The organism is Terribium retamae, from assembly GCF_022347545.1.
In the GTDB taxonomy this organism is placed as follows: Bacteria; Pseudomonadota; Alphaproteobacteria; order Rhizobiales; family Rhizobiaceae; genus Mesorhizobium; species Mesorhizobium retamae.
Window position 1 is genome coordinate 279,268 of record NZ_JAKREW010000002.1, and the last position, 10,934, is coordinate 290,201.

General features: G+C 60.5%; 8 protein-coding genes. 2 read left to right on the forward strand and 6 right to left on the reverse strand.

Annotated features, from left to right (window positions below):
• Positions 1-72: 72 nt before the first annotated feature.
• Positions 73-711: an arylesterase gene (locus L4923_RS04860; protein WP_239362453.1), complete on the reverse strand. Its 639-nt coding sequence runs from the start codon at positions 709-711 to the stop codon at positions 73-75.
• 62 nt (positions 712-773) lie between these two features.
• Between L4923_RS04860 and L4923_RS04865 the strand changes: the two genes are divergently transcribed.
• On the forward strand, positions 774-1,472 hold the full coding sequence (locus L4923_RS04865) for an ABC transporter ATP-binding protein (RefSeq protein ID WP_239362455.1): 699 nt from the start codon (positions 774-776) through the stop codon (positions 1,470-1,472).
• A gap of 10 nt (positions 1,473-1,482) precedes the next feature.
• A complete protein-coding gene (locus tag L4923_RS04870; RefSeq protein ID WP_275448249.1) occupies positions 1,483-4,053 on the forward strand; it encodes an ABC transporter permease in 2,571 nt (856 codons plus the stop codon).
• Between the two features lie 15 nt (positions 4,054-4,068).
• On the opposite strand, the gene L4923_RS04875 is transcribed toward L4923_RS04870, so the two are convergent.
• The 5 genes from L4923_RS04875 to tssI form a co-directional block, all read right to left on the reverse strand.
• Positions 4,069-4,257, reverse strand: a complete 189-nt coding sequence (locus tag L4923_RS04875; RefSeq protein ID WP_239362456.1) for a hypothetical protein — start codon at positions 4,255-4,257, stop codon at positions 4,069-4,071.
• Positions 4,258-4,328: 71 nt separating this feature from the next.
• Positions 4,329-4,832, reverse strand: coding sequence for an Imm26 family immunity protein (locus L4923_RS04880; protein WP_239362457.1), 504 nt, complete (start codon positions 4,830-4,832; stop codon positions 4,329-4,331).
• A gap of 13 nt (positions 4,833-4,845) precedes the next feature.
• Positions 4,846-9,492 (reverse strand): RHS repeat-associated core domain-containing protein, encoded by a 4,647-nt coding sequence (locus L4923_RS04885; protein WP_239362458.1) that lies wholly within the window; start codon positions 9,490-9,492, stop codon positions 4,846-4,848.
• Positions 9,493-9,498: 6 nt separating this feature from the next.
• Positions 9,499-9,906: a DcrB-related protein gene (locus L4923_RS04890; protein WP_239362459.1), complete on the reverse strand. Its 408-nt coding sequence runs from the start codon at positions 9,904-9,906 to the stop codon at positions 9,499-9,501.
• Between the two features lie 32 nt (positions 9,907-9,938).
• A partial coding sequence (gene tssI, locus L4923_RS04895; protein WP_239362460.1) for a type VI secretion system tip protein TssI/VgrG occupies positions 9,939-10,934 on the reverse strand: 996 nt, incomplete at its 5' end.

A 10,934-nucleotide genomic window follows, 5' to 3' on the forward strand; every position in this document is an offset into this window, starting at 1 on the left:
CACTGAAAAGCGGCGGGAGCAAGGGGTTATTTTTTAAGAATCTCCACACCTATCACCAACCTTGCAGCCGGCTCAGGACCTTGCGGGCAGTGCCTTGATCGCTTTTTCAACCGCCGGAAGGATACGTTCGACGATCACGTCGATACCTTTTGCATTGGGATGCATCTTGTCCTCCAGTTGCAAGGCAGGGTTGCCGGCGACGCCGTCCAGGAAGAATGGATAGAACGCCACGCCGTATTTTTCGGCCAACCGCGGATAGAGTGTGCCAAATGCTTCACCATAGGCACGGCCGAGATTGGGAGCAGCCAGCATACCGGCAAGCAGGACCGGAATATTCCGCTCTTTCAGCCGTGCCAGCATCTTGTCCAGATTGTCCTCGACCATCTGCGGGTCGATCCCGCGCAGCATGTCGTTGGCGCCGATCTCGAGGATGACCAGCTTGGTGCCGTCGGGAACGGACCAGTCGAGCCGGGCCAGACCGCCACTCGAGGTATCGCCCGAAACCCCGGCATTGGCGACAGCGACGTCATATCCCTTGGCGCGCAGGGCCGTTTGCAGCCGATCGGTGAAACCTTCGCCGGGAGCAAGGCCGAAGCCGGCCGTCAGGCTGTCACCAAACCCGACGATCTGGACTTGTTCGGCTCGAACAGGTGAAGTTGGCACGACTGCAAGGAAAAGCGCGACAAAAGCAGCCAGATGTTTGAAAGCCATGCGACAGAACCCATATCACCGGGGCAGTCCTGCCCACCTTTCCTCCCATATAGGACAATTTCGTGACTGATGCCGCCATCCAGCTGAGGGACGTGTCATTGACGCTGGGCGAGGGCGCTTCGTCCGTCCACGTACTCAAGGGCATCAACCTCGATGTTGCAGCCGGGGAAACCACTGGCATCGTCGGTCCATCCGGCTCGGGCAAATCCACTCTCCTGATGGTGCTGGCCGGGCTGGAGCGCGTGGACGCAGGGACGGTGCGCATCGCCGGCGAATTGCTGAGCGGCAAGAGCGAGGACCAGATCGCGGCCTTCCGCGGTCGCAACGTCGGCATCGTCTTCCAATCCTTTCACCTCATTCCCAATATGACGGCACTCGAGAATGTGGCAGTCCCACTCGAACTGGCCGGCGCCGCCGACCCGTTCGGCGTTGCCACGCGTGAACTGGCGGCTGTCGGCCTTGCCGACCGTGTCACCCATTATCCTGGGGAGCTTTCGGGCGGCGAACAGCAGCGTGTCGCGATCGCACGCGCTCTCGCGCCCTCCCCGCGCATCCTGATAGCAGACGAGCCCACCGGCAATCTCGATCAGGCCACCGGCAAACAAGTGGCCGACCTGCTTTTCGCCAAGGCAGCCGAACGCACCATGACGCTTGTTCTGGTCACCCACGATCCTTCCTTGGCGGCCCGCTGTTCCCGGCAGGTGGCAATGCGCTCAGGCCGCATCGAGATCGATCCCGTTCCGGTCAAGATTCCGGCCTGAGAACTGACGAATGTCGGAGCCAGCCCACACGATCTCACCAGCCAGAACCATTGCTCTGGCGATTCGGTTTTCGTTGCGCGAAATGCGCGGCGGTCTCGCCGGCTTCCTGATTTTTCTCGCCTGCATCGCGCTCGGCGTGGGAGCCATCGGCGGCGTCAATTCCGTGGCGCAGTCCATTTCAGATGGCGTCGCCGCCCAGGGCCAGACGCTGCTCGGCGGGGACATCCGCTTCCAGCTCAATCAGCGGGAAGCAAGCTCGGCGGAACGGGCCTTCCTCGATGGATTGGGCGCCGTTTCGGAAAGTTCCGGCATGCGCTCAATGGCCCGCCTGCCCGACGGCTCCGATCAGGCGCTGGTCGAAGCCAAAGCGGTCGACGACGCCTATCCGCTCTACGGCACGCTCCAGACCGAGCCACCTCTCGTGCGTGAAGCGTTGTTTGGAGAGGCCAACGGCGTTTTCGGGGCGGCCGCGCCCGATCTGTTGTTCGAACGGCTGCATCTGAAACCCGGCGACCGCATCAAACTCGGCAACGCAACATTCGAGCTGCGCGCCAAGCTGACGGGCGAGCCGGATGCGGTCTCGGATGGCTTCGGCTTCGCTCCCCGCCTGCTTATCTCCCAAGCGGGGCTCAACGCATCCGGCCTGGTTCAGCCGGGCAGCCTGGTTGAAAACGCCTACAAAGTGCGCTTGCCCGACAATGCCAGCGAATCCGACATTGAAGCCGTCCGCCGCGAAGCGACGGAGAAATTTCCGGAAGCAGGCTGGTCCATTCGCAACCGCACCAACGCAGCCCCGGCCTTGTCATCGAACATAGAGCGGTTTTCTCAGTTCCTGACTTTGGTGGGACTGACGGCGCTGGTGGTTGGCGGCGTCGGCGTCGCCAACGCCGTGCGCGCCTATCTGGACGGCAAGCGCGCGGTGATCGCCACGTTCAAGAGCCTGGGCGCTTCCGGAGGTTTCGTCTTTGCGGTCTATTTGGTTCAGATCCTGATGATTTCCGGGCTCGGCATCATAGCCGGGCTTTTGCTCGCGACAGCCATGCCTTTTGCCGCGAGTGCGGCGCTGCAATCCGTTATCCCGGTACCTGCCGAAGGCGGGTTTTATCCCGGTGCGCTCGCGCTTGCAGCTTTGTTCGGCCTGATGGTGACACTTGTCTTCGCACTTCTCCCCCTCGGCCGTGCCCGTGACGTGCCAGCCACTGCCCTGTTCCGCGAAATGGGCTTCGAGAGTCGCGGCCTGCCGAGGCTATCCTATGTCGCGATCGCTCTTGCCATTGCAATCGCACTGGCAGCGCTGGCGATATTCATGGCCAATGACCGCCGCATTGCCGCGATCTTTGTCGGCGCGACGGTGTTTTCCTTTCTTGTGCTGCGTCTTGTCAGTGCGCTCGTCCAAATCATCGCCAAAAAGAGCCCGCGCGTGCGCTCGACAGCGCTGCGGCTCGCCGTCGGCAACATCCATAGGCCCGGTGCGTTGACGCCTTCGGTCGTCCTGTCGCTGGGCCTGGGACTGACCCTCCTGGTCACGCTGGCGCTGATCGACGGCAATCTGAGGCGCCAGATCGGCGGCAGTCTGCCCGAGCGGGCGCCCAATTTCTTCTTCGTCGACATCCAGGCGGCCGACGTCGACGCTTTCGCCACCTTGGTCGGCAAGGAGGCCCCTGCAGGCACACTGGCCAAGGTGCCGATGTTGCGGGGTCGCCTGATGGCGTTGAACGGGGTGCCCGTCGACAAGGTCAAGGTGCCACCCGAAGCGGCCTGGGTTCTGAGGGGCGACCGCGGCGTTACCTATGCGCCTGCCAAGCCCGAGAACGCCACACTCGTCGAAGGCAGTTGGTGGCCGGCAGATTATCAGGGCGAGCCGCTGGTTTCCTTCTCCGCCGACGAGGCAAAGGCGCTCGGGCTCAAGCTCGGCGACACGGTGACGGTCAACGTGCTCGGCCGCAACATCACGGCCAAGATCGCCAGTTTCCGCCGCGTGCAATGGGAAAGCATGGGCATCAACTTCGTCATGGTGTTCTCGCCCAACACCTTCGCCGGCGCGCCGCATTCCTGGCTGGCCACGCTGTCGGACAAAGCGGCAACCGTTGCAGACGACGCCCGTCTTCTCAACGCCGTCACGCGCGCCTATCCGACAGTGACGACCGTTCGTGTGAAGGACGCACTCGACGTCGTCAATCAGCTGGTTGGTCAGATCGGAACCGCGATCCGCGCCGCAGCCGGCGTGGCGCTCATTGCCTCAGTGCTGGTGCTTGCAGGCGCGCTGGCGGCCGGCAACCGGGCTCGGGTGCATGACGCTGTGGTCCTGAAGACATTGGGCGCCACGCGGCGCACCCTGATCGCCGCCTTCTCGCTCGAGTATATGCTGATTGGTCTCGCCACCGCCGTCTTCGCTCTTGGTGCCGGAAGCGTGGCGGCCTGGTTCGTGATCTCGAACATCATGACATTGCCCTGGGCTTTTCAGCCCGAAGTGGCCGTCGGCACGATCTTGCTTTCACTCGTCGTCACCGTCGGCATCGGCCTCGTCGGCACATGGCGAATCCTCGGACAGAAGGCTGCGCCGGTATTGCGCAGCCTTTGAACCGCAGATTGGGTGCTAACGCTCGATAAGAACGGCATCCCGCAGTTCGAGATCCTGTTCGTTCGCCAAAAATCTCTCCACCTGCTCAAGCAGGCTCCCGGCGTCCGGAGTTGCGATCTCCAAATCGAAGTCGCCGGTGCGAAGGTCCTGTCCGCCGCCGACGATTTTGCCAAGGTCGTGTTTCGCGAACAGGTCTTCCAGCAACTCTTCCGCGCGTCTGCGTCCATTGGGCGACGAGATGAAGCTGAGAATGAGGATCGATGGTGCCATGAGGCTTAGCGGAGAAGTTCGTACCGTTCTTCGTCGTCATTGAACGCGAAGCCGCAACGCAGCAGTTTCGCCGTGACCATGTAGGAATGTTCGTTGTCGAGCGGATATTCCTTAAAGGGCAGAGACTTGCGGTCGACAGATGGGTCGTTGATCTCGTCGCCGCTCTTCATGTCGACAATCTTGCTGCCTATTTGAAAGAGCGCCCGCTCGATCGGGGCTATCGCCCGCACCGACCTGTCCAGCACGCGCCACGGGTCGGGGTTGTATCTGGCCTCGATGAACAACCCGTCATTGCCGAGCAGGTTTTGGACAATGAGTGGCTTGTTTTCGATATCGGCGGGTGGCGCTTCCGTGGCTGAAACATGATCGTAGATGTTCAGAAGATAACCCCAGCCCTGACGGCTCAAACCCACGTAGCCAAATCCGAATCCTGTATTCTCGACCAGGGGCACGCAGAACATCGTACCTTCCTGAAGATCGAGAACTTTTGCCTTTTTCAACGATACCATCAGTCCACCTTCATCAAGCGCAGCCACCATAGCTGGCCGTGCGTTGTGCCTCATACTTCTTAAACGCCGCGGCACGCTTATCTTGGCGCCTTGGATCGTAGGACCATATTCGATTTGGCTCACCCCGTTTGAAAGGAAGCCCTATCCGCGACGTATCCCTTGTTTTGTAATGCGCGATGTCAGCCTGCTCATAGCCTCGAGCCTGTGCATAGGTGAGACCGGACTCCACCTCCCGCAGCTTGTAGCCCGGTCCAAGCCGGCCGCTCACCTCATGCTGCATTGCGCGCACGTCGGTGCCCTGATTGGTGATGCCGACATAGCGTACGACACCGTTTCGATCAGTGATGTGGTACAGCGAATACCCGCCTTGATCCAACGGCGTCAGGCCAAGCGGATCGACCCACGTCGCAGGATTGGCGACATAGCCTTGGGGTCGAGCCCCACCCACCAATCCGATCGGATCCGGCGACAGATATTGTGCCGCGTCTGGATCGTAGTAGCGCTGGTTGTTGTAGTACAGGCCGCTCTCGGCATCTTCCCATTGACCCTGGAAACGAATGGGGCAGTCGATTTCCCGATCATCATTCGCTTGCGCAACACGGTATGATCTGTGCCGGTGGTCAACCTGTCCCCAGGTGCGATGCTGTGCCGACCAGGCAATTTCTCTACCGTCTTCGCTAATTAACTCGCGCGGCGTGCCAATCTGGTCCGCCACGATATAATGAATACGCCCGTCGGAGCCGAGCCGCGCTAGAGGCCGAAGTGTGTCGGATTCGTAGATCCAGTTTTCGGCCTGGTCCCAGGCTATGGTGCCGTCCGCATAGATCGGGGCTTCTGCGACAATCTGATTGCCATCCCACTGATAGGCTGATCCAGAAATCGCTCGTTTCGAGGGATCGCCTTGTGGCTGCCGGTTGTTGTTGTCGGCTTTCGGCGGATTGTGCGTACGCGTTTTGCCACCTTCGACGATCCTAAGTCGGCGGATGCGTCGGCCGAGTGCGTCATAGCCATAATGCCAGACATCGCCAGCTGGCGTTTCGAGCTGAACCAGACGATCATCGCCATCCCATTCGAAACGCCAGATACGGCTTCGAAAGCCGTTTTGCTCGAGCCGTTTTTCGGCCACCCGGCCACGCGAATCGTGCCGGTAGAAGAAGCGGCCACGACGTCGGATCAGCCCGCCGGGCGCTTGTTCCACGGTTTCACCCAACTGAGCCGAACTGCCTGCCTGCGCCAACGCCCTTTCGCCAGAATAACCGGCGATGGCAAGATTGTTACAGGGGTCATAGGCGAAACGCTCCGCAAAGGAAGCTCCACCGAGCCGGCTCCGATGCTCAGTCTGCACGATCTGGTTGCGAGCATCATAGCTATAGCGGGTCTCCCCCATGCGGCTATCGATGGTGCGAATAAGATTAGCGGCGGGATCCCAGTGGTAGTTGCGGCTGACCATAGCTGGCCCCGCGGTGGTACGATGCGCATGCAGCCGCTCGCTGCCGGGCATCCCATGCAGAAGCTTGAGCACCGACTGGGCCGGGCCAGCAACCTGCTCCTGCAGAAGACCCACCGAAGAATAGGATTGCGCCTGAGCAAAGCCCGCTTCGGATTGCCGTAGGACCTCCAGGCCGCGCATGTCCCGCGTAAAAGACAGCGGGGCATGGTTCGCAATCGCCAAGCTCCGAACCTCGCCTAGAAGATCGTAAGACAATTCAAGCGGCGTCACGTCACCTTCGCGCTTGATACGGTGAAGCTCACCGCTGATGTATTCGGAACGGACGGCGCGGCCGTTGACCGTTTCGCAGGTGACACGGCCGAGGCCGTCATAACTCAGTTCGACGCTGGAATCGTGACTTTTAGCGAGCGTCATCAGGCCGCGTTTATCATAGGCGAATTGGGTGATCTCCTCGCTCCCGCCGGCGACAGTCGTCGTGGCCATCAGATCACTGCGGCCGTTACGCAGGTAACGGGTTTCGATACCGTCCATCGTCCGCCGCGAGATCGTGCGCCCATCCGCATCGGCAGTGAAGGAAGTGACAATTCCGGCAAAATCCTTCTGTCCAACCACCCGGCCACAGAGGTCGCGTCGGTATTCGTAGCGCTCGGACTTGGCGTTGATCACCGCAATCAGGCGCGCCTCGGTATCGTATTCATAACGCAGCACATTGCCGAAAGAATCGGTAGCCGCCATCAACAAGTTGAACGGACCGTGAGTGTTTTTGCGGCTATTCCCATTGGCATCGGTATAGCGGATAAGGCGGCCTTCGCTGTCATACTCGAACTGTTCGAGTGTGCCATCGGCGTGGATTATTTCCCGGACCGCGCCGAGTGGATTGCCCGCATCCCTCGTTCTGTCGAAACGTGTGTGGTTGCCCAGCGGATCCGTGCTGGCAACAAGCAGACCCTCGACATCATATTGCACCGTATACGTATTGCCGGCGGCGTCCGTGGTCGCGCGCGGACGCATCAAATGGTCGTAATAGATGCGCTGCTGACCGCCGTTGGGCAGATCGATGCGCAGGACTTCGCCCCTGGTGCCTATGCGTTGCGACATTACATCGCCAACTTCGTTGACCGCAGTGAGCAGGTTTCCACGCTGGTCATAGGTATACTGACGAGAATTGCCTTCCGCATCAGTAAAGGCCTCCAGCAACCCATCCTGCCTATATGACCAGGAGATCGTCGCACCTTCGGGATCGGTGAATGACGAAATATTGCTTAACCCATCATATTCCAGAACCGATCTGTTGCCGAGCGGCGTCGTCCAGGACAGCACATTGAAGCTGTCACCCCACTCGGTGGTCCATTCGCCGCCCAGCGGATCGATCTCGCGCCAGACAAGCCCGTCTTCGTCATAAAAATACACAGAAGTCGCGCCCATGCCGTCGGTGAAGCGGGTGACGCGGTTTTGCAGATCATAGGCGAAAGTGCCGGACATATAGCCCGAGGTGCTGTTGATGGCGATGATGCGGTCGTCGCGGCCCCACACATAGCTGACATCGCTGGCTTGGCTGTCATGCCAGCGCACAACACGATCGTGCGCATCGTAATAGTAGCGCAGATAGCCCGTCTGGGCGGAGCGCACCTCCTGAAGATGGCCACGCGCGGAATAGCCCCATTCGGCCATCTGGCGAGCATCCTCGCCTGTGCCCAAATGCACGGTCTGCAGCAGCCAGTCACTGGATTGTGCAGTCAGCTCGAAACCATCAGAATGGACGATACGCGACAGGCCGTTTCCGTCGTAGGCGAAGGTAATGTTGTTGCCGTTGCGGTCCTCGATACGCGACAGCCAGACACGGCCGCGGCTGATCTCGCTGAATTCGTAGTAAAGCTGCTCGCGGGCGTTCCACAGAGTGAAAGTCCTCCGATCTTCGGAGAACAGCTTGAGGTAGGGAAAGCGGACGTTTTCCGCGTCGACCTCATCATAAGGCGCATGGAAGAAGACGACGACGCCTTCCGGATCCTGATAGTAGATCGCCTCCTTGTCGATACGCAGATGCTGAGACCAGCTGGAGGCCCAGCCCTTGCCGAGCACGCCGACGGCGCCGCGCTGGCAGACACGTTTCTGGATGAGGGGAATGGTGCCCGGTATGTGCAGGTCCAACCGGACATCGAAGAATTGTCCCGTGGCGACATCGGCGGGACAGCCCCGGACGGTGCAGGCGGCAACCGGCTTGCCGGATGTGGGATGGGCGCGTGTCTGTCCGGGCTTTGGCCTGCCACTCGGAATCGGCAGGAAGTTGAGGATCGCCAGACCGGTGCGCGTGATGCGCGTCATCCAGCCGACATCGATGTCCAGTTGCTGCGGGTTCGTATCGATATCGATGGCGATGGTCTTACAGCCATCGTTGATGGTGCCGTCGCAGGTGGTCTTGTGGCCAATGCGGGCGATTGCCAATCCGTTGGCGAAGACGGTCATATTGCCTTGCGCGACCTTCTGGACCCCGTGGCTGTCGCAGAGCACTTCGTCAGTGATCCGGGCGACCGGCTTGTTCTCGAAGAAAACATTAGGCGAGCCTTTCGATATCACGCCCTTGTTGGTGCCGTATTGCCCCGCAGCAGAGGCGAAACCCGCGCCCACGCCGGCAAGAGCGCCACCGACCGCAGCAGCGGCCGCAAGAACAACCAGGCCAGTGCCGAATGTCATCACGACGAAAGCTGCTGCTGCCAAGCCAGCCACGGCTCCAAGCACGAGCGCGCCAAGGCCCCAACCGCTTTCGTGCGCGATCGGATGGCCGACATGGGCAGGCATTTCGCCTTGCTGAGCGATCTTCTGGTAGCCCATTGCTTCCATCGCCCAGTTTCCAAGTTGCTCGCCGGCCCAGGCTCCCAACTTGGCTGAGGCTATGCCCACCGCTATAGGCACGGCTACCGTTGCGACCGCAGCACCGAGCGTGGCGCCGCCAGCCATCGCGCCGTAAACACCGACAGCAGCGAAACCACCGGTGACAGCGTAGTTGAACGTGTCGCTCTCTACGAAATCGAGGGTCGAGTCCCATCCCCTGACGAAATCCGAGCGTGCCGTCGGATCGTCCAGCGGTCCCATGTCGTAGGTTGGCTGGCCAGGTTGCCCGGGCGCGCCCTCGCCGGGTTCACTGGTGTATGAACCATGCCTGCGGCCCGAGCTGACCGCTCCTCCGGTGACGAGGTTGTTGAGTAGCGACATGGCCGGCTAGGTGCCCGTTGTGCGGTCCAGAAAGCGGAAGGTGTTGACGGTGTCCACCAGCTGCCTCTTCTGTGAATCGGACATTTTTGCCGGGCTGGAGGCTGTCACCACGATCGCCTTGTTGCGCTGATTGATAGTGGTGATGATCTGGTGCATCAGCCCCTGTTTGGCCTTCCAGGTGCATTCGACCTGATGAGCCGGATTGCCGGAAATATGCACCTGCTTGCGCTCGACGATGGTGAAGTCGTTCAGTGCCTTGCCGGCCTTGCCGAGTTCGGCATCGACATACTCGTCGAACTGCATGCCCCAGGGCATTTCTTCGCGTGTGATGGTGAAGGTAAGGCCTGCCTGAGCGCCTCCGGTACTGGAGATGATGTTGATGGTCTGGTCTTTCCAACCGTCTGGGATCGACATGCATCCTTCGTCAAAATGAAACATCATGCAGCCTATCCAGCCTTATCCTTATTCAGATGAATGTTGCCCGCGATCTGGTTGATCACATTGGCGTCGAAAGTGATCGACGAACCGGCATGTTCGATGACGATATTCGTCTTGGTCAAAGTGATCTTGCTAGGTCCCACCTGCAGCGTGATCTGGTCGTCGGCGGTGTGGCCAATAATACCCGGGCCGTTCTTGCCCGCGACAGCGGTCATATAGACCGTGTTGGCGGTGGTGCTGCGGGATTTGGCGATCTGCTCGGTCAGACCGCCCTGCGCGATGGTCTTCTTTTCATCGCCTGTCTGCAGCGTCACGGAGCGGTTGCCCTGCTGCAGGGTCTTCTTCTCGTCACCTTGCTGCAACGTCGTCGTGCGGTTGCCCTTTTCTATGGTGGTGGTTTCGTTGTCCTTCACCAGCCGGTCGAGATCTTTCTGGGCATGAACATAGACCTGTTGTTTGCCATTCTCGTCCTCAAAGGACAATTCATTGAAGCCCCCGCCCTTGTGGGTCTGCGTTTTGAAGCCGGAGCGGGTCTTGTTCTCCGGCAGCTTGTACGGCGTCTTCTGCCTCGCATTGGGCACCAGTCCGACGATGAGCGGCTTGTCGAAGTCGCCGTCGATATGGGACAGCACCGCCTCCATGCCGATGCGCGGGATGATCTGACCGCCCCAGCCGGCACCGCCCCAGTTCTGCGCCACGCGGATCCAGCAGGTGTCGGAACCATCCTTCCTGGCGCGGCGATCCCATGGGAACCAGACCTTCACCCGGCCATGAGGGTCGGTGTGGATCTCCTCGCCTTCAGGGCCGGCGATAATGGCGATCTGGGTGCCTTCGCAACGCGGCCGCGGCACCGTGCGGTGCGGCGTTGCCGGCACCTTGCTTGGAATGGCCAGGAAACGATTGACGTATTCGGGATCGCCCTCATTGGTCTCATAGGAGCGGTCCCTGGCCACATGCACGATCTGGATGACGACATGCTCCTCGAACTGATTGCCGGCATCCGA

What these genes read in the sequence shown, in the direction of transcription:
- L4923_RS04870 (WP_275448249.1), top strand. Translation starts at nt 1,483, where the DNA reads ATGTCGGAGCCAGCCCACACGATCTCACCAGCCAGAACCATTGCTCTG.
- L4923_RS04885 (WP_239362458.1), bottom strand. Translation starts at nt 9,492, where the DNA reads ATGTCGCTACTCAACAACCTCGTCACCGGAGGAGCGGTCAGCTCGGGC.
- L4923_RS04880 (WP_239362457.1), bottom strand. Translation starts at nt 4,832, where the DNA reads ATGGTATCGTTGAAAAAGGCAAAAGTTCTCGATCTTCAGGAAGGTACG.
- L4923_RS04890 (WP_239362459.1), bottom strand. Translation starts at nt 9,906, where the DNA reads ATGTCGATCCCAGACGGTTGGAAAGACCAGACCATCAACATCATCTCC.
- L4923_RS04860 (WP_239362453.1), bottom strand. Translation starts at nt 711, where the DNA reads ATGGCTTTCAAACATCTGGCTGCTTTTGTCGCGCTTTTCCTTGCAGTC.